The sequence below is a fragment of the Siphonobacter aquaeclarae genome (assembly GCF_900103285.1).
Classification (GTDB): domain Bacteria; phylum Bacteroidota; class Bacteroidia; order Cytophagales; family Spirosomataceae; genus Siphonobacter; species Siphonobacter aquaeclarae.
Window position 1 is genome coordinate 145,726 of sequence record NZ_FNGS01000007.1, and the last position, 24,577, is coordinate 170,302.

The window sequence follows — 24,577 nt, forward strand, 5'->3', positions numbered from 1 at the left end:
TATTTTTAGCGAAAATTCGCTAAAATGAAAAAATTCGCAAATACCTTTGTTCCGTCGGTTACGGAGCTTCCGTATCCGGTCCCTGCCTCGTCCCGGATTTATCGGTTTATTCCTTCATTTTTTATGGTCAATGCTCCCGTACTTCAGCCCGAAACGGACAGCCGTCCTGCTTCCGCTGCCGAATTGCTTGAAAAAGCCCTTCTCCGGGGCGAAGGTGTCCTGACGGATACCGGCGCCCTGCGTGTGATGACCGGCCGGTTTACCGGTCGTTCTCCCAAAGACCGCTTCTGGGGATCCGACGCGTTCACGCGGGACCGGATCGCCTGGGGAGATGTCAACCAGGCCATCCGCCCCGAACAGGCAGAAGGACTTTTCCGGAAAATGGAAGCATACCTGAAAGGGCGGGAGGTGTTCGTCCGCAATGCCCGTGCCTGCGCCGCCGACGACTACCGGCTGGATGTCCGGGTGGTGACGACACTCGCCTGGCAAAGCCTCTTCGTTTCGCATCTCTTTATCGAAACGGACAATACTGCGCCGGAATGGACCATTTACAGTATTCCTGAATTCGAAGCGGACCCGCAGACAGACGGTACCCGTCAGGGTAATTTTACCGTTATCGACGTAGCCAGGAAGCGCATACTCATCGGCGGGACGGGCTATGCCGGTGAAATCAAGAAAGCAGTCTTTTCGGTGCTGAATCTGCTGCTGCCGGTCGAGCGCGGCGTATTGCCCATGCACTGCTCCGTCAATGTCGGAAAACAGGGCGATACCGCCGTCTTTTTCGGTTTGTCCGGGACAGGAAAAACAACCCTGTCGGCTGATCCCGACCGCCGCCTCGTAGGTGACGATGAACACGGCTGGTCGGATACCGGCGTTTTCAACTTCGAAGGAGGCTGCTATGCGAAAGCCATCGGATTATCCGCTGAAAGGGAACCGCAGATTTTTGCCGCCGTGCGCGACGGCGCCGTGCTGGAAAATACCCCGTTTATCGACGGAACCCGAACGCCGGACTATGCCAGCGATGCTATTACCGAAAATACCCGGGCGGCCTATCCGCTGACGTATATCCAAGGAGCGTTACTGCCCTCCGTCGCAGGCATTCCCGAAAATATCTTCTTTCTCACGGCGGATGCTTTCGGGGTACTGCCGCCGGTTTCGCGGCTGACGCCAGGCCAGGCTGTGTACCACTTTCTCTCCGGATTCACGTCCAAACTGGCGGGTACGGAAGTAGGGGTGACGGAGCCCTGCAGTACCTTTTCAGCGTGCTTCGGCGCGGCGTTTCTGCCGTTGGATCCGGTTGTATATGCAGAGATGCTTGGTGAGAAAATCCGGAAGTACAACGTCAACGTCTGGCTCGTCAATACCGGATGGACCGGCGGCGGCTATGGTACCGGTTCCCGCATTCCCCTGCGCTACACACGGGCCATGATTTCGGCAGCGCTGGAAGGGCAGCTGACGGCCTTTGAGCCCGACGAAGTGTTCGGCGTGGCCCGGGCGGTACACTGCCCGGGAGTGCCCGATGAGCTGTTATGCCCGCGGCTGACATGGGCGTCGGCAGGTGAGTACCTGTTGCAAGCCAACAAACTGGCCGTGACCTTTCAGAAGAATTTCAACCGATTCGAAGGACGGGTCAGCGCCGATGTGCTGGTTGGCCGTCCGGAGCCTGTCTATGAAGGATAACCGCCTTGTACGCGATACGATCGACGAAAAACTGGCTTTGCCTGTCGGCGTGACGCTCGACCGCTTCATCAAGTGGAACCAGCAGGATTTTCCGTTTGCGACGGGAGAGTTGTCCCAGCTCCTCCGGGACATCGCGCTGGCGGCCAAAATTGTCAACCGGGAGGTCAACCGCGCCGGTCTGGTCGATATCACCGGGGCGAGCGGCGCTGCCAACTGCCAGGGGGAATCCCAGCAAAAGCTCGATGTCATCGCCCATATCCGCTTTATGCGGGCGCTGACCAACGGGGGAGAAGTAGCCGGTATCGTTTCGGAAGAAGAGGAAGAAATCCTCTATACCGGAAACGACCAGGCCCGGTACGTTGTCGCGATAGATCCGCTCGACGGCTCTTCCAATATCGATGTCAACGTATCCATCGGAACGATATTCTCGATTTACCGCCGGATCAGCCCGCTCGGGACACCGGTTGTTTTAGATGATTTTTTACAAGGCGGAACGGCTCAGATAGCGGCGGGGTATGTGCTGTATGGCACGTCGACCGTACTCGTCTACACCACCGGCCGCGGCGTCAACGGGTTTACCTACGAAGCTTCGCTCGGCGAGTTTTTCCTGTCTCATCCGATGATCCGGACGCCGGAAGACGGTGCGATCTATTCCGTCAACGAAGGAAATCTGCCTGCTTTTCCCGGCGGCATCCGCACGTATATCGACCGGTGCCGGGAGCGGAACTATGCCGCCCGGTATATCGGCTCGCTCGTCGGGGATTTTCACCGGAATTTGCTCAAGGGCGGGATTTACCTGTATCCGCCGACGGCGAAAGCCCCGCAGGGAAAGTTGCGGCTGTTATACGAATGCTATCCGCTGGCGTTTCTCAACGAGCAGGCGGGAGGCGCGGCGAGCAATGGTTTTCAGCGCCTGCTGGAAGTTCCGGCGCAATCGGTACACCAGCGCTGCCCGCTGTACATCGGCTCCCCGCGGATGGTGAGAGAAGTGGAAGAAGCCTAGTTTCCCCCGAAAACAAAAAACGCCGGCATACACCGGCGTTTTTCTATTCAGAAAGCAAAGAAGACTATTGTCCGGCCTCTACTTCGTCAGCGATCTTGTCGATAATTCCCATCTTGACCGTGTTGGTGCGGAGATCCTGCTGGGCAGGAACGCTCAACAGCGTGACGAAGACGTCGCCTTTCTGGAGGTAACCTTCCTTCACCAGGATTTTGGCAATGTTGTGGGAAATCTGCTCCGAGTTCTGGTTGGCGCTGTCGTATTCAAATACGCGCGCTCCCCAGAGAAGCCCCATCTGCGTCATCAGGTTTTTGTCGGACGAGAAGACGAAAATATCGGCTTTCGGGCGGTGCGACGACAGGCGGTAAGCCGTATAGCCGCTGCTGGTGATGCAGAGGATAGCCTTGGCCCGTACGTCCCGTGCGAGGCGGCAGGCGGCAGCAATAACCCGGTCGTTGAGGATGGTCGGAGAATCTTCTTCGCCTTTCAGCATGTGATTCTTGAAGTAGATAGCCGACTCGTCCCCGTATACGATAGGGATGTTATTTTGTTGAATTTCAACAGCTTCGATGATGTGTGACATCGTCGAAACGGCTTCAATCGGGTATTGTCCGGATGCAGACTCCGCCGAGAGCATGGTTGCGGAAGCACCGTCGAGAACGGCATTGGCAACGTCAGAGGTTTCGGCGCGGGTCGGGCGCGGAGAGCTGGTCATGGACTCAAGCATCTGCGTTGCCACGATGACCGGCTTGGCGTGCTTGATGCACTTTTTGATCATCGTTTTCTGCAACTCGGGCACCATGGCACCATCGAGTTCGACTCCGAGATCACCACGGGCAACCATGATACCGTCGGTCGCATCGATGATGGCATCGAGTACTTCGGGCACAACGGCTTCGGGTTTTTCAATCTTGGCGATGATTTTGGCGCGACCGCCGCGGGCTGCGATTTTTTCCTTCACAGCGGCGATGTCTTCTGCCGAACGAACGAAGGAAAGAGCGATCCAGTCCACGTCGTTTTCAATACCGAAATAGAGGTCTTCCTCGTCTTTGGCAGTCAGGGCGGGCAGGCCGACCTTGGTACCCGGCAGGTTGATTCCTTTTTTGGACTTCAGAATGCCGCCGTAAACAACCGTGGTGTGTACTTCTTTTTTGTCGTAGTCGATGTCGTCAACTTTTACTTCCAGGTTGCCGTCGTCCATCAGGATGCGCTCACCCGGTTTGACGTCGAGGTACATGGAAGTATAGGTCGTTCCCACCCGTTCGGAAGTACCGAGCAGGGTTTCGTCCATGACGAAGGTCAGGGGGTTACCGGCAATCAGTTCTACTCCGTTATTTTCAACCAGTTGGGTCCGGATTTTGGGCCCCTGCAAATCCTGGAGAATGGTGAGGTTATAGCCGTATTCGGCGTTGATTTCACGAATTGCCTGGATTCTCGAAAGATGGTCAGCGTGAGTACCGTGGGAAAAGTTGAGCCGAAAGATGTTCGCACCGGACTGGGCGAGCTTCAGCAACATTTCTTTGGATTGGGAAGCCGGACCAACGGTGGCAACAATTTTGGTCTTTTTCTGGTAAGGCATGTTTGCGGAAATACGAGTGTTCAGGTTTCCAGGCCCGCAAGTTAGGAGTTACCGCTGAGATTCCCGCGTTTTGGGTTTAGTTTCACATTGGGATAACATAGAATTTTCTTTGGCGGCAGACCCGAAACAGCGATGGATTCCATCCTTTTCTATGTCAAATCCAAATCGCTCCAAACAATATTCGCGTACCTGCCGAAGGAACGGAACGTCGCTTTTTTCCGCCCGGCGGAGGCAGCTGCCGCCCCGCGGCATAGGGAGAATGCCGCGGAATCGGGTCTTGCCTGAAAGGTGGAAAACAGCCGCGCTCTTCTTACGTTTGTGCCATGTACCGAACTTTGTTGCTTCTCTGCCTGGGTCCGCTCTGGGCCTGGGGTCAATCCGATACGACCCTCGTCATCAAGGCCATTGCCGGCATGCAGTACGATCTTCCGCGCATTCAGGTGAAGCCCGGCAGCCGGGTGACGCTAATCCTCGAAAACTACGACGACATGGCGCATAACCTGGTCGTTACCCGGCCCGGCGCGCGGCTGACGGTCGTGGAGCAGGCGCTGAAAGTAACGGCGGAAAAAAATTACGTTCCGGAGTCTCCCCTGGTGGTGGCGTCGACCAAAATCGTCATTCCCGGCGCGTCGGAGCAGGTGACCTTCCGCGTGGAAGAAGGGACCTATTCCTATGTATGTACGTATCCCGGTCATGGCTTCATCATGTACGGGCCGCTGTATGCTACTTCGAAGCCCCTGCCGCCGCTCGCGAAGGACCCTAATCTGGCCCCGATAGTCAAGGAAAAACTCGGAGCGAAAAAGGAGCCGGCGCATGCGTTCGCACTCGAATACCCGGCGCTGTACCGTACCTGGGTGCCGGGGGCAAGCCCGGCTGCTATTGTGGTAAGTTTCGACGGGAATAGCTCCTATTGCTGGGATGCGGCCCAATGCCGGCTGCGCTATGCGTGGACGGGCGGGTTTGTCGACAACGAGGAGCAATGGTACTCCAAAGGCGACAAGTACTCGAAGATCGTCGGAGAAACCTACTGGAAAGAAGATTCGCTCAATTACCCGCTGCGGGTAGGAAGTCCCGACCATATTCCACAGGTACGTTTCCTTGGCTATAAACTAAAAGACCGCCTGCCGACATTCCGGTACCTGATCGATGACATTGAAGTCCACGAGACCCTTACCGCACTACCCGGCGAAATCGGACTGGTGCGGCGCTTTGCCGTCGTCCGGAATCCTTCTTCCCGGAAAATTTACTTTCATGCTTCCGGAAAAGGTTCCTTTGTTCCGACAGGAGCCGACCCGGCCGGAAGCGGACTATTCCTCGCACAATCCACGACCTTTTCCCTCGCCGTCCGTCCATGAAAAAGATATTGATTCTGCTGTTACTGACCGGCTTGAAGGCGGCAGCGCAGCATCACCACCATGCCGCGGCTGTCACGCCGGGCGATACGGCCTGGGTGGCGGAGAATATACCATTGCCTCCCGGTCTGAAAGGAGAAGTAGGCGCGATTGATTTTCTGCCGGACGGGCGCCTCGTCGCGACCTTCCACCGCGGCGAAATCTATTTCTACCAGCCCAAAACCGCCCGCTGGTACCTGTTTGCTGAAGGTATCCATGACGCCCTGGGTATCAAGGCCATTTCTGCGAAGGAGATACTGGTCTTGCAGCGGGCCGAGCTGACCCGCGTACGGGATACAGATGGTGATGGTAAGGCCGATGACTTTGCCGTTGTTACCGATGATTTCGGAATGACAGGTAACTACCATGAGTTCAACTTCGGACCGGTTGCGGATGCAAAAGGCAATCTGTACATCGCTCTGAATACTGCTTCCAATGGCGCGGGTATCCGGCCGGAGGTACGGGGTACCTATAATCCGCTTGGCCGCCCGGGCCGGATGTACTCCTGCGTTCCGTACCGGGGCTGGGTAATGAAGCTGACTCCCGACGGCAAGCTGCATCCGTATGCGCTTGGGTTCCGGTCGCCCAATACCCTTGGTTTTGATGCGGCGGGTAGGCTACTCGTGTGCGATAATCAGGGTGACTGGCTGGGTACCAGTAAGTTATATGTCGTGAAGGAAGGCCGGTTCTACGGGCATCCGGCGAGTCTGGTATGGAAAGAGGGTTTCCCGAAAACAGATCCGCTGACATTACCCGTGGCCACGCTGGATTCGATGCGTACGCGGGAGGCCGTGGCTTTTCCGCATGGATATGTTGCCAATTCTCCGGCACAACCGGTGGTAGATCGTACGGGTGGGAAATTTGGTCCGTTCCGGAATCAGACGCTGGTCGGCGAGATGGATCATCCGTTTTTGCTGCGGGTATTGCTGGAAGAAGTAGGCGGAGAGACGCAGGGCGCCTGTATTCCGCTGTATGTGCACGGGCTTCGTCGGGGGAACAATCGCCTGGCTTTTGCGCCGGATGGCAGCCTGTGGGTCGGGCAGACCGACCGCGGCTGGGTAGGCAGCGAAGGAATCCAGCGCATCCGGTGGACAGGCAAAACACCCCTTGATATTGCCGGTATGACGCTGACGAGCAAAGGTTTTTCGCTGACATTTACCCGTCCGCTGAAAAGCGCGCCCAAAGAATTATTTGCGGTGAAACGCTTCTACTACGAATATCACCGGGAATACGGCTCGAAGAAATTTGACGAGACGCCTGTGACAGTGACCGGTGTGACCCTTTCTCCGGATGGCCTGCGTGCCGAGGTAACGCTCGGTGAACTGAAGCCCGGTTATATCTACGAATTTCGTCTCGGAGACCTGGTTGGTAAAGTCGGAGAGCCGCTGCTGAGCCGCCTGGCCTGCTACACGCTGAATAAAGTGAGGTAAAAAGAAGCTGGTAGGCATGGAAAGACCCCGGAGGGGTCGAACGCCAATAACCTGGGGCGGAAGCCCCGGGTTATCAGAAGCGTCAGTCTCCCCGGGCTGCCGCCCGGGGCCAATGGCATTAGACCCCTCCGGGGTCGCAAAAAAAACGTCCGGGGGTTCCACAACCCCCGGACGCTTTCCTTTAATACCAGGATCCTCACTTACCTCGACGGCTTCGCCGAAGTAGCCAGCACCAGCTTCGCCCCGACCTTCGCGGTGACATCCGCGACGTCGACCAGGTCCTGTACCGGGCTTGATTTTTCAATGCGGACGAGTACGACGGGGTTTTCGACTCCGTCGGCACGGCTGCTGAGCGCGCTTTCCAGCTGATCAGAAGAGACGGTTTCTCCTTCGACATTGTACATCTTGTTCGGCATCACCGAAAGGTGGATGACCTTCGACGGCGTTGCCGGAGCCGTCGACGACTGGGGCAGCAGCATCTGCATAGCTGTCGGGCTGGCCAGCGTCGCGACCATCAGGAAGAACAAAAGCAGGAAAAACAGGATATCCGACAGCGAAGCGGCTTCGATATGCGCTTTATGCCGGTTACGGCGTTCGATTTTCATACACAGGCGTTTGACGTTCGGAAAAAGCTATCAGGCGGAAACCGGCTGATAGAGGACGTCGACGAACTGGTTGGTAGCCGACTGCAACCGGGCAACGGCGCGGTCAACCATCCCGTTGAGGATCGTCAGCAACACGTAGGCCAGGATACCAACGGCGAGACCTGAGGCAGACGTAATCATCTTTTCGTAGATACCGCCGGAAATCGTCCCGATACTCAGGTTGTTGGAGACGGAAATCGCGTGGAAGGCACGGATCATCCCCGCAACCGTCCCGAGAAAACCGAACATCGGCGCAATAGCGGCAATGGTACCCAGCAGGCCCAGGTTCTTTTCCATATGCGAAATCTCGAGCTGAGCCGAGTTACCCATAGCCTGCTCGATTTCCGGAATCGGTGTGCCGATCCGGTTCAGGCCTTTTTCCAACACGCGCGATACTGCCGAATGATCGTTGCGGCACAATTGACGGGCGGCGTTCAGGTTGCCTGACTGAACCAGTCCCCAGAAACTCGCTTCAAACGCAGCGCCGAGGGAGATCGCCTTCTTCAGGTAGAGCCAGCGCTCAATGAAGAGGAAGATGGTCAGAAAAAGCAGAAACGCGATCGGAATCATAAGCCAGCCACCGGCGGCGAGCAATTCAAGAAGGCTGATGGAGCCACCGCCCTGCGCTGCCGCAGCAGTGGAGTCGGTCATGGTGAGAGTCTGTAACAGCATGCTTACGGAGAGAATCAGAATCGGTTTTTTGGAGGAATGGCTATTCGCGTTATAAATACGAAATAGGAGGTTGATTCCTTGTATAAAGATGGATTTCCATGCGAAAATACTTTTCCGGAAGGCATTGAGACGATCGTTTCCGAAAAAACTTTGATTGATCGTAGATTTGAACGTTCCATTTCCGATCAGGATGAAATACGTGTTCCCCCTTTTGCTGGTTTTGCTTTTCGCCTGCCAGAGCGAAGAAGATCGCTTTATGCAGAGCTGGGCGACCCTGGATATGGACCTGGAACGCCGCGACGGCCTCCCGGCTGATTCCGCGACGGCGGAGACAATCATCCGCCTGTATCCCGATGGCCGCTCCGTCTACTATACCGCGTCAGGTCATTACATCCTTTCAACCTGGGAACTCGCTCAGGGTCAGGTATACCTTCACCGCGAAGTCATCGCGCTGCCGCTGCTCCGCCTGCCGGTGTATACCTTTTTTGACCTGTCGTGGTCGGCCCGCCTCCCGGGCAGCGAACGCATCGTCACCTTCCATAAAAAACCATACCTGGAATACCGGAGCGACGACCTCCTCGTTCCCGAACGAAACAAATGGCGGCTACGGTCTTCCAAACCGCTGTCGGACGAAGAACTCCGGGAAAAAGTCCGGTCTCACCTCCGCTATGCCGCCGACTACTTTGACCTGATCATCCGGAAGGAGCAGCCCTATTTCGAACCGCGGTTGCTGGTATTGCCCTTTCAGTTTTACCGCGGAGGGATCGGTATGCGGTCGTTTGCCGAGGCGCCCGCCTCCTGGAAAGCCCTGTTTTTCGATGAACACGAGGCGCTCAGGGCATACTCCCTGTACCTGAAAGCACTGCGGCGAACCGGCTCCCTGCCCAAAGACCCCAAGCGCCCGAACCTGATGAAATCCTTCCGGCAGGCGATGGAGCAAATGGCCGCCGACGGACAGTAGACGACCGGCCGTCTTTCTTTCCCGCCGTTGCCAATCAACGTGCTCTGTTTGTTACTAAAAACTTCGTTTATTGCCGGTGATAAAACCCGAAACAACTACTATGAAATCCCACCTGACCTTTGTGGTAGGTTTTCTCATGGTGGCGGCCAATGCAGTGGCCCAAAACCTGAACCAGCCTATCCCGTTTGATCCCCAGACAAAAGTCGGTAAGCTTCCCAACGGCCTGACCTATTACATCCGTAAGAATGCAGAACCCAAAAACCGGGCGCACCTGATGCTCGCCGTGAAAGTCGGCTCGATCCAGGAAGAAGACCATGAAAACGGCCTCGCGCACTTTACCGAGCACATGGGCTTCAACGGAACGAAGAACTTTCCCAAAAACGAACTCGTCAGCTTTCTTCAGTCGAACGGTATCAAATTCGGCGACGACCTGAATGCCTTCACGAGCTTCGAACAAACGGTTTACTTCCTGCCGGTTCCGACGGATTCGGCCCGGGTATTCCTCAAGGCTTTTGATATCCTCGAAGACTGGGCGCACAACGTCACCATGGAGGAAAGCGAAATCAACAAGGAGCGCGGCGTCATCCTGGAAGAGCTGCGCGGCGGAAAAGGCGCCGGCCAGCGGATGCGGGACAAGTACTTCCCCATCATCATGAACGGCTCGAAATGGGGCCAGCGGAACGTCATCGGGACGGAAGAAATTCTCAAAAATTTCAAGCCCGAAACCATCCGGAACTTCTATAAAACCTGGTATCAGCCTCATAACGAAGCGATTATCGCTGTGGGCGACTTCGATCCGGATCAGGTCGAAAAAATCATCAAGGAAAAGTTCGGCGCCATTCCGGCCGTACCCAATCCGAAGCCGCTGGGCGAGTACCCCATTCCGGCCAACGCGGATACCAAGGTGGCGATCGTCACCGATAAGGAGCAGCCTTACACCATCGTTCAGGTGCTGACCCGCCTGCCGGAGTTGCAGGAACGGACATTTGCCGACAGCCGCGAGAAAATCAAGCGCGCCCTCTTCAACCAGATGCTGAATAACCGCCTCCAGGAACTCACCAAGAAGGCCGATCCTCCGTATCAGTTCGGTGGTTCGAATATCGGCGGGTTTCTCGGGAAGTATGACTCGTTCGGCAGCTTCGTGGTCGCCAAAACGGGTGGTATCGAAAAAGGACTCAAAGCGGTGCTGGATGAAAATATCCGCGTGCTTAAGTTTGGTTTTACGGCAACGGAACTTGATCGCGCCAAGCAAAACCTGCTGACTTCGACCGAAAAACGCTTCAAGGAGAAAGACAAGACCAAATCCGAAGCGTTTGCCAACGAATACATGGGCGATTTTGTCAATGAGGTCCCGTCTATGGGCATCGAACGGTACTTTGATTTCGTGAAAGCTGAACTTCCCGGCGTGACGCTCGACGAAATCAACGCCATGCCGAAGCAGCTCATTTCAAAGGAAAACCGCGCGGTGATCGTCCTCGCTCCCGAGAAAGAAAAGGAAACCCTGCCCAAGGAATCCCAGCTGCTGGAATGGATCGACAACGCGGGCCAGAATGTGACGGCCTATGTCGACGAAGTCATTACCAAACCTCTCCTCGCGACGCTGCCGACGCCCGGCAAGGTAACAGCCGAGAAGCAGATTCCGGAAATCGGCGTGACCGAGTTGACGCTCTCCAACGGGTTGAAAGTGGTGCTGAAGCCGACCGATTTTAAAAACGACGAGATTCTCTTCCGTTCCTATAGTTTCGGCGGGACATCACTGTATTCGGTGGCAGATAACCTCAATGCGGATCAGTCGAACGTCATCGCCGCACAGGGCGGCCTGGCTGATTTTTCATCTACTCAGCTCAAGAAATACCTGACGGGGAAAGTAGCTAATGTTTCTACGTATGTCGGAGAAACCAGCGAGGGTATTAATGGCGCCTTTTCACCGAAAGACACGGAAACGGCTCTCCAACTCATCTACGCCAACTTCATGTTGCCGCGGAAAGACACGGAAGTAGTGAAAGGGTACCTGGCCAACATGAAAGACGAGCTGGTGCAGAAATATGCGACGCCGGATCCGCAGAGCGTCTTTTTTGATACCCTATCGGCAGTGATGAGCGGGTACAACCCCCGTCGTATTCCCCTGAAGCCGCAGGATGTAGATAAAATCGATGTGGACAAAGCCCTCAAGTTCTATAAGGAACGTTTCGGCAATGCCTCGGACTTTACCTTCTTCTTTGTCGGGAATTTCAAGGTCGACGAATTCAAGCCGCTGCTGGAGAAATACCTCGGCAGTCTGCCGGGTACGGGTAAGAAGGAAATGTACAAAGACCTGAACATCCGCCCGCTGAAAGGCAAAGTGAATAAGACCGTTTACCGCGGTATCGACGACAAGGCAGCCGCGCAGCTGGTCTACTCCGGCGATCTGCCCTATACTCCGGAGAACATTACCAACCTCAACGCCATCGAGGAGATCTTGAATATCAAGCTCATTGAGGAAATCCGGGAAAAGGAAAGCGGGGTGTACTACATCTATGCGCAGTCGGACGCCAGCAAGTTTCCGAAGCAGACCTACTCGCTCAGCATCGGATACGGTACGAACCCCGGTCGGGTAGAGGAGCTTGCCACAAAAACCCTGGCGATTCTGGAAGGTATCAAAAAGAACGGTCCCGACCAGAAAGATGTGGATAAGTACAAAATCGAAACCAAACGCCAGCTCGAAGTACAGCAGAAGGAAAACCGCTACTGGGCGGCCGAACTACAGGCTGCGTACCAGAACGGCGAAGATCCGAAGGATATCCTGAAGGAAATGAAGCTGATCGACGGCGTTACGGTCGCCTCCGTGAAGGCGCTCGCCGCCAAAGTATTCGGCCCCAACCTGATCAAGGCGGTATTGTTGCCGGAGAAAAAAACGGCGAAGTAGCGGATGGGGCTGCCGAAGCTGGTCGGCGGGCACTGGCTTTAAGCTGTAAGCATTAAGCTGTAGGCAATAGGAAACTGACCCATGCGGGTTGGGTGCCTATTGCCTATAGCTTTTTTAAGCGATAAGCTTTAAGTAATAGGCTGATCGAATCGGACAAGCCTATAGCTCACAGCCTATTGCTCACAGCGTATTGCTTACAGCCTATTGCTTACTGCCTATAGCTTAAAGCCTATCCCTTACAGCCGCCAACTTACCCCCAAACCCACTTTTTCCCCAACCCTTCAGGGTACCCGACCGCTATTCTCGTCTCTATCAAACGTAAAGGGTACATTCGGATCGTCTTTTTACCTCTAATTCGCAGCTAATTGTATGAATACCAATCCTCCCCAGGTGGGCGCTCCGCCTGCTTCCACGAAAATGGGCAATTTCCGGTGGACGGTCGTCGCACTTCTTTTCTTCGCCACGACGATCAACTACGTCGACCGGCAGATCATCGGTCTGCTGAAGCCCACGCTGGAAAAGGAGTTTAACTGGACCGAATCGGATTACAGCAGCATTGTGACGTATTTCTCCGGAGCCTACGCGCTCGGGTTGCTGCTCTTCGGCCGGATTGTCGACCGGATCGGGACCAAAATGGGATACACCATTTCCATTATTTTCTGGAGTATCGCTGCGATGCTTCACGCGGCAGTGACGAGTACCTTCGGGTTCATCAGTGTGCGGGTACTGCTTGGTTTGGGCGAATCCGGAAACTTTCCGACGGCCATCAAATCGGTAGCCGAGTGGTTTCCGAAGAAGGAGCGGGCATTTGCGACAGGTATTTTCAACTCAGGAGCGAACATCGGCGCAGTAGTCGCCCCGATTCTCGTACCCTGGATTCTCGGTGCTTATGGATGGGAGGAAGCCTTCCTCGCAACCGGAGCCATCGGTTTCATCTGGCTGGTTTTCTGGATCTGGCTGTATGAAATTCCTGCGAAGAAAAAGAACATGGACCCGGCGGAGTACGCGCACATCCACAGCGATTCCGACCTGGCTGCCATCACGGAAGAAGGTCCGCAGAAGTCCGTTTCCTGGGGCAAACTCCTCGGTATCCGGCAGACCTGGGCCTTCATTTTCGGGAAACTGTTCACCGACCCGATCTGGTGGTTTTTCCTGTTCTGGCTGCCGTCGTACTTTGCCGAGCGTTTTCAGCTGGATCTCAAAAAGCCCAGTCTGCCGCTGGTAATCGTCTATACGGCAACTACGATCGGCAGTATTGGCGGCGGCTACCTCTCCGGGTATTTCATCAAACGCGGATGGAAAGTCTACACGGCTCGTAAAACCGCCATGCTCATCTATGCTCTGGCCGTTTTGCCGATTATCAGCGCGAAGTATATCAACGATATCTGGACGGCAGTGGCCCTAATCGGCCTCGCCGCGGCCGCTCACCAGGCCTGGAGTGCGAATATCTTCACGACGGCCTCTGATATGTTCCCGAAAAAGGCTGTCAGCTCGGTAGTCGGTATGGGTGGTATGGCCGGTTCCATCGGCGGAATGCTCTTCCCGATCCTGATCGGTAACCTGCTCGATACCTATAAGGCCGCCGGTAATATTGTGGGTGGCTACAACATCGTTTTCATCATCTGCGGTTTCGCATACCTCGCGGCCTGGACGGCCATGCACATCTTCGCGCCGAAGATGGAACAGGTCGAAATCTAGGATTCCGGCATTTTTCTGCCTTTTTTTGACGTGCGGATGAACGACTCATCCGCACGTTTTCATTTTCCTCTGACCGATATGAGCCGTCGCCTGCGGAGTGTCTTTGCCGCTCTCTTTTGCTTCTCTACCCTGACTGCCTGCGCCCAGCACGCCTTCGAAAACGAAATTCAGGCCTTTGAAAAACAGGATCAGACTACGCCCCCTCCCGCTAATCCGATTCTGTTTACCGGCAGCTCGTCTTTCCGCCTCTGGGAGAATATGCAAAGCTATTTCCCGACGAAAAAACCAATTCTCAACCGGGGTTTCGGCGGAGCCCACCTCTGGGACATGAATTATTACTACGAACGCCTGATTCCGAAGTACAAACCCCGGCAGATTGTGATCTACTGCGGTGAGAACGACGTGTCGGACGGCAAAACCGGAGAAGAAACATACCTGCAGTTTATTGAGCTCTACGGCAAGATCCGGAAGGATATGCCGACCGTTCCGCTCGTTTTTGTATCGCTGAAGCCAAGCCCTTCCCGCTGGAGCCGCAAGGACGAAGTACAGAAGGCCAATCACCTCATACAGAGCTTCCTGGCCGGAGAAGAGAATGCAAAATTCCTCGATGTCTGGCCGATTATGCTCAACGGAGACCTTCGCCCCGAGCCTGCGTTGTTCAAAGCCGATAGCCTGCACATGACGGTAGAGGGGTATAACCGATGGACCAAAGCGCTTACACCGCTGCTGAAATAGGAATACGCATGAACATCGTTTTGCTTGACGGCTATACGCTGAACCCCGGAGACCTCGACTGGTCTCCTCTTTCCAGCCTCGGAAATTTCAAGGTATACGACCGGGTAAAAGCCCATGAAATTGTCGACGCGGCTTCTGGCGCGGAGATTCTGCTGACCAATAAAGCGCAGATTTCGCGGGAAGTACTCGACCAGCTTCCGGATGTCCGGTACATCGGCATTACCGCGACCGGCTATAATATCGTCGATATCGAAGCGGCCCGCGAACGGGGTATCCCGGTGACCAACGTGAGCGACTACGGCTCGCAGGCCGTTGCCCAGCATACCTTTGCCCTGTTGCTGCATTTTACGAATGATGTGGCGCGCCTCGGGCAGTCGGTCGCCGAGAAGAAATGGCAGCATAACCCCGATTTCTGCTACTGGTTCAACCCGCTTACCGAGCTGGCGGGCAAGACCCTGGGGCTGATCGGGTTTGGCAATATCGCGAAGGAAGTAGCCAAAATCGGACACGCGTTTGGCATGCGGGTGATTACCCACCGCCGTAACCCGAAGTCTGAACCGGCCTATGCGTTCGTCGAAAACGTCAGCCAGGAAAAACTGTTCCGGGAAAGCGACGTCATCTCCCTGCACTGCCCGCTGACCGACGATACCCGCGGCCTCATCAACGCCGAGCGCCTCGGCTGGATGAAGCCGACGTCCTTTCTCATCAATACCGGCCGCGGCCCGCTAATCGTGGAGCAGGACCTCGCCGATGCCCTGCACGCCGGAACCATCGCCGGCGCAGGCCTTGACGTTCTGTCTGTCGAACCGCCGGTGGGTGGCAATCCCCTCGCCGATGCTCCGAACTGCGTCATTACGCCGCACGTAGCCTGGGTCGCGACAGAAGCGCGCCGCCGGTTGATGCAGCTTGCTGCCGATAACATCGCCGCTTTCCTCGAAGGAACTCCCAAAAACGTCGTCAACGGCATCTGATTTTGTCCGAAACCTTTGGTAATCAGGTTTCGGCTGGCTACATTTCCGAAAATTTCGGATTAATACTTTTCTTTTCGGAATAATGGAAAAACTGACACCTTCGGAAGAGCAGGCGATGCTGACGCTCTGGCGGATCGGGCAGGGGACGCTCGGCGTAGTACTCGATGCGATGAGCGAACCGAAGCCCCATTACAATACCCTCGCGTCGACCTTCAAGAACCTCGAACGGAAAGGCTACGTCCGAAACAAACGGTACGGCAGCGTATACGAGTACTACCCGGCCGTAGAGCGGGAGCAGATGGCTGATCGCGTGGTGGAAGATTACTTCGGAGATTCCTACAAAAGCCTCGTTACCCATTTCGCCAAAGAGCAGAAAATTTCGGCGGACGACCTGCGGGATATTCTTTCCCTGATCGAAAAAGGAAAACAGCCATGACACTCACCGCCTATCTGCTCCAGGTCAGCCTGGCGCTGGCCGGTTTTGCCGGTCTCTATATCCTCCTGCTGCAGCGTGAAACGTACTACCGCTGGAACAGGCTGTACTTCTGGATAGCAGGCGCCGGAGCGTTTCTTCTGCCCTTTGCCGGGCAATGGTATTCCCGGGAGGCAGAGGTACAGACCTACGTGCCGGACCTCAGTTTCCGGTTCGATACCCTCCCCGTAGCCGAAACGACAGGCCCCGCCTGGCAATGGCCCGATGTATTGCAGGCGGTTTGGGTGGCAGGTATGGTCTGGATGGGGGTTCGGTTGGTGCACCAGCTGGTTCAGCTGTTTCGAATCCGGTTGAGCGCAGGGAGCGTAGCGGTGGCGGGCCGACGGCTGCTGATCGCGCCGGGGCATACCGATCCTTTTTCGTTTTTCGGATGGATTTTCGTTCATCCCGGTCAGTATACGGCGAAGGAACTCGAAGAAGTCATCCGGCACGAAGAAATCCACGCAGCCCAGCGGCATTCGCTTGATGTACTGCTCGTTGAAGCCATGCAGGTTGTCCTTTGGTTCAACCCGGTCGCGTGGTGGTGGGGAAAAGCCGTGCGCCAGAACCTGGAGTTTCTGGCTGATCACGACGTACTCGCCTCCGGCATGGAAGCGCGGCACTATCAATACCATTTGCTGCGGCAAAGCGGCATGGCGCTTCCGGTGACCAACCAGTTCAATGTTTCCGAACTGAAAAACCGGATCCGGCAGATCAATACGCCCGACTCCGCCCGCTGGAAATTCCTGAAACTCCTCGGTACCCTGCCGATGCTGGCATTTCTGACGATGGCGTTCGCGCCGCGGCAGGTGACGGAAGAGGTGGAGCGGTCGCTGAGCTGGTTACCAGCACGGGCAATACAACAGCAGCAGCCAAAGCAAACTACAGGGCAGAAAGTCTCAAAACAACCAGCAAGACCCGCCAAAAGACTGGTTGAACCGGTACTCATTCCGGATACGAGAGGGGAAGATATCCGACCACTTCTGGATAAGAAAAGCGTCTTTATGTTTAATGAAGGAACGTTGCAGGATCCCGGAGATAAGCCGTTGGGAGGCGTCTTTTTTCGGCATATTGGCGATCCGTTGGTAATGATAGACGGAAGAGAAGCTACCAACGAAGACTTCAAAAATCTTATACCCAACAACATTGAGTCGATTAGTGTCCTGAAAGATGAGGCCAGTGCCAGGGTCTATGGCGAAAGAGGCAGAAATGGCGTACTTCTCATCACCATGAAAAAAAAGTAGAAAACTATCGAATAGCAAAAAGCCCCGGAAACCTCCGGGGCTTTTTGTTTTCCCGTTCAAAAACACCCTTCCTGGAAAATATTTAAGACTATATTAAATTATAATTGATCTAAATAAGATTAGTTTTGCGGGTAAATCAGGTCTTTTCTATGTATTCCCGACTTTTATTTCTTTCCCTCTGGATTTTATCGCTTGCTGTTTCTGCCCAAACTCCCAAAGCTGTCGTTCAGGGTACGGTACTGACGACGTCCGGCGCGCCCGCCTATGTGACGGTATCTCTCGACGAGGCCGGAAAAGTGCGCTACGGCGCCGCGACGGATGAACTCGGTCGTTTTTCGTTCCGGGCTCCTGCCGGAAACTATACGCTGGTCGTCAGCGGTTTGGGATACGAAACGGTACGTCAGGCGGTAACCCTGAGGGCCGGGGAAACCACGAAAGCAGACCTGCAAACCTCTGACCGGAACAGTAGCCTCGCGGAAGTAGTGGTGTCGGCCGGTCGCCGGATCGAAACCCTCGCCGAAACGCCGTCGTCCGTCACCGTCATCGGCGGAAAAGAACTGGAAGTACAATCCGGTATCAGCGCGAATGTCGCCAATATCCTTTCCAACGCGGTACCGGGCCTGGCGCCGTCGACCAACCAGACCGGGAACACCGGCCAAACCCTGCGCGGACGTAACGTGCTGGTACTCATCGACGGTATCCCGCAATCAACGCCCCTGCGCGCCGGCGGCCGGGACGTCCGGACGATCGATCCGAACGTCGTCGAACGCATTGAAGTCATCAAAGGCGCAACGTCCATCTACGGCAACGGCGCCGACGGCGGCCTGATCAATTATATCACGAAAAAAGCACCCGCCGGCGTCAGCTTCGGCGGCTATACCCAGCTCGGCATGACAGGAAATACGCAGGGCGACAGTACCCTCGGCTTCCGGTTTACGCAGCAGCTATATGGCCGTACGGGTAAGTTCGACTACTTCGTCAGCGGTATGCACGAGAAAACGGGCGTTTTCCGGGACGGAGACGGCAAGGTTATTTCTCCGGAATACGGCCTTGGCGAGACCCGCATGTACAACGCTTACGCCAAGCTCGGCTATGATATTTCGCCCCGCCACCGCATCGAGGCGATGTATAATTATTACAGCTCGAACCAGCATTCGGCATTCGTCCTGAAATCAGGCATATACGGCGAGCGGCCTTCCATCGGGGTGATCGGCAAGCGGGCCGGGATCGACGAAGGGACCCGTTACAACCACAACGCCAGCCTGCAGTACTTCGGCCGCAATATCATCGGCGGGACGAGCGTCAACGTCAGCCTGTATATGCAGGACTTCCTGACGGTATACTCCAACGTTGCGAGTTTTTACATGGGCGGGCAATCCCAGATTCCTTCTGCCAAGAAAGGTATCCGCGTCAACCTCACCAGCCCGTTCATTCTGTCCGGCTCGGTTCGCGGGGATGTGACCTACGGGTTTGACCTGCTCAACGACCGGACGTCCCAAAGCCTGGTAGATGGTCGCGCCTGGGTACCCCTCATCAACATGCGCAACCTCGCGCCGTATGCGCAGTTGTCGGCAACGCTTTTTGACGGCCTTGCTCTCAAAGCAGGCGTCCGGGCGGAGAACATCAACATGCACATCGACGATTTCAACACGCTGGCTACCGGTCCTGACGGCAAAGGCAGTATTGCGGTGAAAGGTGGAAATCTCGGGTATAATGCACTCGTTTTCAATGCCGGTCTCCGGTATGCCAAACTGCCACAGTTTAACCCCTTCGTTAGCTATTCGCAGGCTTTCTCGGTGTATGACCTCGGCCGTATCCTGCGCAGTGCTACCGAAAATACGATTTCCAAATTGCAGACAGAGCCGATCATTGTCAACAACTATGAAGCAGGCTTCAGCAGTCAGGTTGGCCCGCTGTCACTGACGGCTGCGGCTTATCTAAGTACGTCGAAACTCGGTGCGAATTTTGTGGATCTGGGCGACGGCAAGTACATCGCCGAACGCGCACCGGAGCATGTCTGGGGGTATGAATTTCAGGCCGACTGGAAAGTGCTGCGCTCCCTCTCACTCGGCGGGAATTTCTCCTATACCGAAGGGAAAGTGGACAAAGACGGTGACGGCAAGTACAATGGCGACAAGGATACCTACCTGAATGCCAGCCGGATTGCTCCGCCGAAGACCACGGTATACCTGCGCTTTACCGGCGTGAAAAACCTGAGCGTGGATCTCAACTGGTGGCGGCTCGGCAATCGGGATCGTTTTCAGCCGGCGCCTTCCGCAACGGCCAAATACCGCATCTACGAAGGTAAAATCAACAGCTTCAACCTGTGGAATGTCAACGTGAACTATGCTTTCACGAAGCAGGTAAAACTGAACCTCGGTGTGGAAAACCTCCTGAATACCAGCTATTACACCTATATCGCCCAGTACTACGGCAGCAACGATAACTACACGCGTGGCAGCGGACGCCGCTTCCTCCTGACGCTGGGCTATTCGTTCTGATCCGGACCCATTACCAAACGGCATGTATCCATTTTTCTTTCTCCCTGGAAGTAAAATGGATACGTGCTTTTTATACCAAAACGAGCATGAAGAAGACAGTCAAACCTTTTCTCCTGAAAGTACACCGCATTCTCGGACTGGTTTCCGGGGCGATTGTGCTTGTCGTAGCGCTTACAGGCTGCCTCTGGGCGTTTGAAGAAGACCTGCGGGAATGGACCCAGCGGAAGTACTATTACGTCACGCCGCGGCAGGCAGAAAAGGCATCCCTCGATGTCATCGGAAAGAAAGTCAAGGCTGCTTTTCCCAAAGAAAAAATCACGCAATACCGGCTGCGGAGCGCGCCCGGGGCGACGGTCTTCGCCTACACCAAAAGCGAAAAAGTAATTTCTGCCGATCCGTACACCGGTGAAATCGTAGCCGTCCGGACGACGTTTTCCGATCCGCTCGCATTTCTGCTGAAAATCCACCGGACGCTGCTTTTGGGAGAAACCGGCAAAATCATCATCGAATACAACTGCCTCGTCTTTTTCATCCTCGTCCTGACCGGGCTGATCCTCTGGTGGCCGGATAACCGCCGGTTTGTGAAAGACCTCTTCCGGATCAAATGGAGTGCGAAACCGGCGCGACGGAACTATGACCTGCACAAGGTAGGCGGGTTTTACATCAGCCTGATTCTGCTCGTTATCGCGTGGACGGGATTATACTTTTCGTTCGACTGGGCGAAGAACTTCACCTATCTCATTACCGGAAGCAGGAAGCCTGTCGAGAAGAAATGGAAGTCGGACTACCAGCCGGGTATCCAGCCGATGACGCTCGACGAAGCCCTGGAACTGGCAAAACCCTACGGAACCTATACCTGGGCGATTGTCCCGATTCCGGCGGATTCTCTCGCTCCGGTCAAAATCACCCTGCGATATCCGTACAAATGGGTACGCAAGCAGAACGTCCTGCAGTACGATGCCTATTCCCGTGAACTCCTGCAAGCCGATCTGTACCAGAATTACAACGCCGGCGATAACATGCGCATGGCCAATTTTGACCTCCATACCGGCCGGTTTTTCGGATGGCCGGGTAAAATCCTCTTCTTTCTGACCGGCCTCATCACCGCGACACTACCCGTCACCGGTTTCCTCATCTGGCGCAAGCGCCGAAAGAAAAAAGCACGGAGGCAGGTGGCGGTGGGAGCTGAAGGGTAGCTTGGAGCCGAAGGCAGTAATAAGCAATAGGCTGTAAGCTTTAAGCTATAGGCAATTGGAGGGCGACCACCTCGCCGCCTACAGCCTATTGCTTATAGCCTACAGCTTATAGCTTAAAGCTTTTCAGTATCTTTCCTCCCTCACCTTGATGCAACCTCCATGAAAAGAAGTCAGGCTCTCCGTACCCTCCTCGGCACCGTGCTGGTTACCTCTGCAGCCGGTACTGCCGAAGATGTTTTTCAGGCTGAATTCAAGCGCGCCTGGAAGCGCTCCCGCGATTACACGCTCACTACCTTCAACCTCATGCCGGAAGAGCACATGGGTTTCAAGCCCATGCCGGAGATGTTTGCGTTTCGTACGCAGTTTACGCACTGTATTACGTATACGACGGCGCAACTGGCCGGTCGTCTTGGCGTAAAAGATCCCTATGCCGACGTCCAGGGCTGGGCGCAGAAAAGCAAGGCGGAGATCGCTGCCGAACTCGACCGCTTCTATGAATGGGTAGGGACGACCATCGCGAAAGTTCCCGCTGTCCAGCTCGCGAAACAGTTTGATTTTGCGGGAGAATCCCTGACCGGAAAACAGCTCTGCTACGCGCTCGAAAACCACATCATCCACCACCGCGGGCAGGCGATTGTCTACCTCCGGCTGAAGGGTGTCACACCCGAAAGTTATTTCGGCTGGTAAGCCTCAATACCGCGGCATACGCGGATCAACGTCCTCGGCCCAGGCATGAATACCGCCTTCCAGGTTGGAAAGGTTCTGAAAACCATGCTCCTGCTCGAGGTAGCGGATCACGCTGGCTGACCGCATACCGTGGTGGCAATAAACAACCACAGGCCGGTCTTTCGGAATCAGTTTCACGCGGTAGGGGATAGTCTGCATCGGAATCAGCACAGAGCCCGGCAGGTGGCAGACTTCGTATTCGTCGTTGTTCCGGACGTCAAGCAGAAAGAGATCCGGATGGGTTTTGAGCAGGCGGGAGAGCTCCAGCGCTGAAATTTCCGCGTCGGGATAGTCCTGAACGGGAGAGCGGTGCGAGGCCAGACCTTCCCGGGCGAGTTCTTCGGCATCATCCCGTCTCCGGCACCGCATCTTGCGTTGTTCGTTTTCGAGGAGATCGACGAGCAGCAGTTCGCCCGATAACACCGTCCCGATACCGGTCAGCATTTTGACGACTTCCGTGGCCTGCATCATACCGATCAGGCCGGGGAGAATGCCGACTACACCTACTTCCGCGCAGTTCGGTACTTCAAGACCCGACGGAGGCTTGGGAAACAGGCAGCGGTACGTGGGCCCGGGCACACCGGCGGCATCCTTGTAGTTGAAGACGGATACCTGCCCCTCAAACCGGTGAATCGCGCCGTAAACGAAAGGTTTTCCCTGCGTCACACAAATATCATTGATAAGGTACCGGACCGTGAAATTATCGGTGCAGTCGACCACAATGTCATACCCTTCCACAATACCTGAGGCATTTTCCGGGACGAGGTGTGTGGAGAAGACCTTGTATTCGATCAGGTCGTTCAGGCGGCGGAGCCGGGTAGCGGCGGTAGTTGCTTTCGGGCGGTGCACGTCGTCCGCTTCGTAGAGTACCTGCCGTTGGAGATTGGATTCATCGACGGTATCGCCGTCGACAATGCCGATTTTACCGACACCGGCAGCGGCAAGATACAACAAAACCGGGCAGCCGAGTCCTCCGGCGCCAACCACCAGTACCCTGGCGTTCTTCAGTTTGAGTTGCCCTTCCGCTCCGATTTCCGGGAGTAGCAAATGCTTTTGATAGCGTTGTTTTTCGGCGGGAGAAAGCATAAAAAGTGTCAAGTGGGGATGTACTGGTTCGAATATGCGTACAGAAACAGAAAATTCCCAATATCCTCCCTCAAAAGGCAGGTAATAACGTACCAGGTTGCAACAAAAAAAAGGGACCGGAAAGGTCCCTTTTTCGACAAAAACCGGCGGTTATTTTCCGGTAGTGACTACCTTCAGGATGACACCCGGATCTTCCACCGCAACATAGGCATATCCGTCCGGTGCGATCTTCACATTCCGGACCCGCCCGATGTTCGGGAAAAGGATTTCTTCTTTGACGACTTTGTTGTTCTTGATGACGCAGCGGTTGAGGTACTTAAACCGCAGCGAGCCTACCAGAAAGTTACCTTTCCAGGCAGGATAGCGCGTTCCTTCCACCAGAGCCAGGCCGCTCGGCGCGATGGACGGCACCCAGTAATGCTGCGCCTGCTCCATGCCTTCCTTGGCTTTCAGACTCGTGAAAGCCTTGCCGTCGTACCCGATGCCATAGGAAATGACCGGCCAGCCGTAGTTGGCGCCTTTGCGGATGATATTGAGTTCGTCGCCGCCCCGGGGGCCGTGTTCGGTTTCCCAGATTGTTCCCGTTGCCTGGTCGATGTACAGGCCCTGCGGATTCCGGTGACCCCACGACCAGATCGTCGCACGGCCTTTGTCTTTGAAGGGATTGCCGGCTGCGGGAGTACCGTCGTCATTCAGGCGGTGTACCTTGCCGAGATCACTTTCCAGGTTTTGGGGATTGGTGTATTCGCTGCCGCGCTCGCCGACGGTCACAAACAGGTATCCGGCCTTGTCAAACGCCAGGCGGGAGCCGTAGTGATGCCGGGTTTTGGACCAGGGTTGCGCTTCGAAAATGACTTGCTGGTCGGTCAGCTGCGTGCCGTCGAGTTTGGCGCGGAGGATAGCCGTTGTCCCGACTTTCCCTTCCGGCGAATCCTTGACAGCGGAGTAGGAAAAATATACCCAGTGATTGGTGTCGAATTTCGGGTGAAGAACCACGTCGAGTAATCCGCCCTGCCCTTCGGCGAGTACCTGCGGGCCGCCGCTTACTTCCGACTTCTGCCCGTTGGCTCCGATCCGGTAGATTTTGCCGGTCCGGTCTGTTGCCAGCAGGTCTCCACCGGGGAGGAACGCCATGCCCCACGGACTGCTCAGACCGGAAGCGACGGTATCCAGCCGTACTGTATACGCTTCGGTTTTGAACACGTTCGACTTGGGTTTGTTGTTGAACGAATACCGGCTGCCTTTTTCAATACTGCTCAGAATCAGGTCGGCGATGCCTTCGATTTGTGCCGGTTTCAGAGTGGCTTCCCAGGCAGGCATACCGAAGTCGGAATAACCTTTGGAAATGCTGGCGATGAGCTCGGCTTTGGTGGTACCGTGTTTCCATTTCCGGTCGACAAACGCCTGCACATCCCCGTGGCAGCTCGAGCAGAGTTTTTTGAACGTAGCATCAGCCGTTTCGGGAGGGGGAGTCGAAGGAAAAGTCAGGCTGAGACAGGCCACAGCCGTGGCGGCACAGGGAGCCAGGTATTTGAGGAACATAGGGAAGTAGAGGTTGCTTTTTTGCTCGCGTCAAAAGTAAAGATTTGACGGAAATTTCCGGGAAAGAGCTTTCCATTCGCCCATAAAAAAGCCCGGAAAGAAATGAAAAGCCCCAAGGCCGGTTCATTCTTTCCGGGTATACGG

At 55.3% G+C, this 24,577-nt stretch carries 19 protein-coding genes; 14 read left to right on the forward strand and 5 right to left on the reverse strand.

The window, feature by feature from the left end; translation table 11 throughout:
- Nucleotides 1-24: 24 nt before the first annotated feature.
- Entirely contained in the window at nucleotides 25-1,680 is a 1,656-nt protein-coding gene (gene pckA, locus BLR09_RS18520) for a phosphoenolpyruvate carboxykinase (ATP) (RefSeq protein ID WP_245689949.1), read from the forward strand.
- Nucleotides 1,670-2,683 (forward strand): class 1 fructose-bisphosphatase, encoded by a 1,014-nt coding sequence (gene fbp / locus BLR09_RS18525; RefSeq protein ID WP_093206073.1) that lies wholly within the window; start codon nucleotides 1,670-1,672, stop codon nucleotides 2,681-2,683. The genes pckA and fbp overlap by 11 nt, the downstream gene beginning before the upstream one ends.
- Before the next feature lie 64 nt (nucleotides 2,684-2,747).
- Here fbp and pyk read toward each other — a convergent pair whose 3' ends face one another.
- Nucleotides 2,748-4,259, reverse strand: a complete 1,512-nt coding sequence (gene pyk, locus BLR09_RS18530) for a pyruvate kinase (RefSeq protein WP_093205708.1) — start codon at nucleotides 4,257-4,259, stop codon at nucleotides 2,748-2,750.
- Between the two features lie 323 nt (nucleotides 4,260-4,582).
- Here pyk and BLR09_RS18535 point away from each other — a divergent pair, with 323 nt between their 5' ends.
- Both BLR09_RS18535 and BLR09_RS18540 read left to right on the forward strand, forming a co-directional pair.
- Nucleotides 4,583-5,614, forward strand: coding sequence for a plastocyanin/azurin family copper-binding protein (locus tag BLR09_RS18535; protein ID WP_093205711.1), 1,032 nt, complete (start codon nucleotides 4,583-4,585; stop codon nucleotides 5,612-5,614).
- The gene (locus BLR09_RS18540) at nucleotides 5,611-7,080 is read left to right on the forward strand and encodes a hypothetical protein (protein WP_093205714.1); all 1,470 of its coding nucleotides are present in this window, start codon (nucleotides 5,611-5,613) and stop codon (nucleotides 7,078-7,080) included. Before BLR09_RS18535 ends, BLR09_RS18540 begins: the two co-directional genes overlap by 4 nt.
- A gap of 200 nt (nucleotides 7,081-7,280) precedes the next feature.
- Here BLR09_RS18540 and BLR09_RS18545 read toward each other — a convergent pair whose 3' ends face one another.
- Nucleotides 7,281-7,685 carry an ExbD/TolR family protein gene (locus tag BLR09_RS18545; RefSeq protein ID WP_093205716.1) on the reverse strand — a complete coding sequence of 135 codons (405 nt, stop codon included), beginning with the start codon at nucleotides 7,683-7,685 and terminating at the stop codon, nucleotides 7,281-7,283.
- Nucleotides 7,686-7,715: 30 nt separating this feature from the next.
- Nucleotides 7,716-8,396, reverse strand: a complete 681-nt coding sequence (locus BLR09_RS18550) for a MotA/TolQ/ExbB proton channel family protein (protein ID WP_176785608.1) — start codon at nucleotides 8,394-8,396, stop codon at nucleotides 7,716-7,718.
- 190 nt (nucleotides 8,397-8,586) lie between these two features.
- Between BLR09_RS18550 and BLR09_RS18555 the strand changes: the two genes are divergently transcribed.
- The 10 genes from BLR09_RS18555 (at nucleotide 8,587) to BLR09_RS18600 (ending at nucleotide 21,766) form a co-directional block, all read left to right on the forward strand.
- Nucleotides 8,587-9,357, forward strand: coding sequence for a hypothetical protein (locus tag BLR09_RS18555; protein WP_176785609.1), 771 nt, complete (start codon nucleotides 8,587-8,589; stop codon nucleotides 9,355-9,357).
- A 100-nt stretch (nucleotides 9,358-9,457) separates the two neighbouring features.
- Nucleotides 9,458-12,262 carry a M16 family metallopeptidase gene (locus BLR09_RS18560; protein ID WP_093205724.1) on the forward strand — a complete coding sequence of 935 codons (2,805 nt, stop codon included), beginning with the start codon at nucleotides 9,458-9,460 and terminating at the stop codon, nucleotides 12,260-12,262.
- 369 nt (nucleotides 12,263-12,631) lie between these two features.
- Nucleotides 12,632-13,960 carry an MFS transporter gene (locus BLR09_RS18565; RefSeq protein WP_093205726.1) on the forward strand — a complete coding sequence of 443 codons (1,329 nt, stop codon included), beginning with the start codon at nucleotides 12,632-12,634 and terminating at the stop codon, nucleotides 13,958-13,960.
- A gap of 78 nt (nucleotides 13,961-14,038) precedes the next feature.
- Entirely contained in the window at nucleotides 14,039-14,695 is a 657-nt protein-coding gene (locus tag BLR09_RS18570; protein WP_093206075.1) for a GDSL-type esterase/lipase family protein, read from the forward strand.
- 8 nt (nucleotides 14,696-14,703) lie between these two features.
- Entirely contained in the window at nucleotides 14,704-15,666 is a 963-nt protein-coding gene (locus BLR09_RS18575) for a D-2-hydroxyacid dehydrogenase (RefSeq protein ID WP_093205729.1), read from the forward strand.
- A gap of 82 nt (nucleotides 15,667-15,748) precedes the next feature.
- Nucleotides 15,749-16,102: a BlaI/MecI/CopY family transcriptional regulator gene (locus BLR09_RS18580; protein WP_093205731.1), complete on the forward strand. Its 354-nt coding sequence runs from the start codon at nucleotides 15,749-15,751 to the stop codon at nucleotides 16,100-16,102.
- Nucleotides 16,099-17,382 carry a M56 family metallopeptidase gene (locus BLR09_RS25785; protein ID WP_093205734.1) on the forward strand — a complete coding sequence of 428 codons (1,284 nt, stop codon included), beginning with the start codon at nucleotides 16,099-16,101 and terminating at the stop codon, nucleotides 17,380-17,382. The genes BLR09_RS18580 and BLR09_RS25785 overlap by 4 nt, the downstream gene beginning before the upstream one ends.
- 149 nt (nucleotides 17,383-17,531) lie before the next feature.
- Nucleotides 17,532-19,883: a TonB-dependent receptor gene (locus tag BLR09_RS25885; protein ID WP_093205736.1), complete on the forward strand. Its 2,352-nt coding sequence runs from the start codon at nucleotides 17,532-17,534 to the stop codon at nucleotides 19,881-19,883.
- Between the two features lie 86 nt (nucleotides 19,884-19,969).
- Nucleotides 19,970-21,079, forward strand: a complete 1,110-nt coding sequence (locus BLR09_RS18595) for a PepSY-associated TM helix domain-containing protein (RefSeq protein WP_093205739.1) — start codon at nucleotides 19,970-19,972, stop codon at nucleotides 21,077-21,079.
- A 159-nt stretch (nucleotides 21,080-21,238) separates the two neighbouring features.
- The gene (locus BLR09_RS18600) at nucleotides 21,239-21,766 is read left to right on the forward strand and encodes a DinB family protein (RefSeq protein WP_093205741.1); all 528 of its coding nucleotides are present in this window, start codon (nucleotides 21,239-21,241) and stop codon (nucleotides 21,764-21,766) included.
- A gap of 3 nt (nucleotides 21,767-21,769) precedes the next feature.
- Here BLR09_RS18600 and moeB read toward each other — a convergent pair whose 3' ends face one another.
- The gene (gene moeB, locus BLR09_RS18605; RefSeq protein WP_093205744.1) at nucleotides 21,770-22,891 is read right to left on the reverse strand and encodes a molybdopterin-synthase adenylyltransferase MoeB; all 1,122 of its coding nucleotides are present in this window, start codon (nucleotides 22,889-22,891) and stop codon (nucleotides 21,770-21,772) included.
- A 150-nt stretch (nucleotides 22,892-23,041) separates the two neighbouring features.
- Nucleotides 23,042-24,433 (reverse strand): PQQ-dependent sugar dehydrogenase, encoded by a 1,392-nt coding sequence (locus BLR09_RS18610; RefSeq protein WP_093205746.1) that lies wholly within the window; start codon nucleotides 24,431-24,433, stop codon nucleotides 23,042-23,044.
- Nucleotides 24,434-24,577 lie beyond the last annotated feature (144 nt).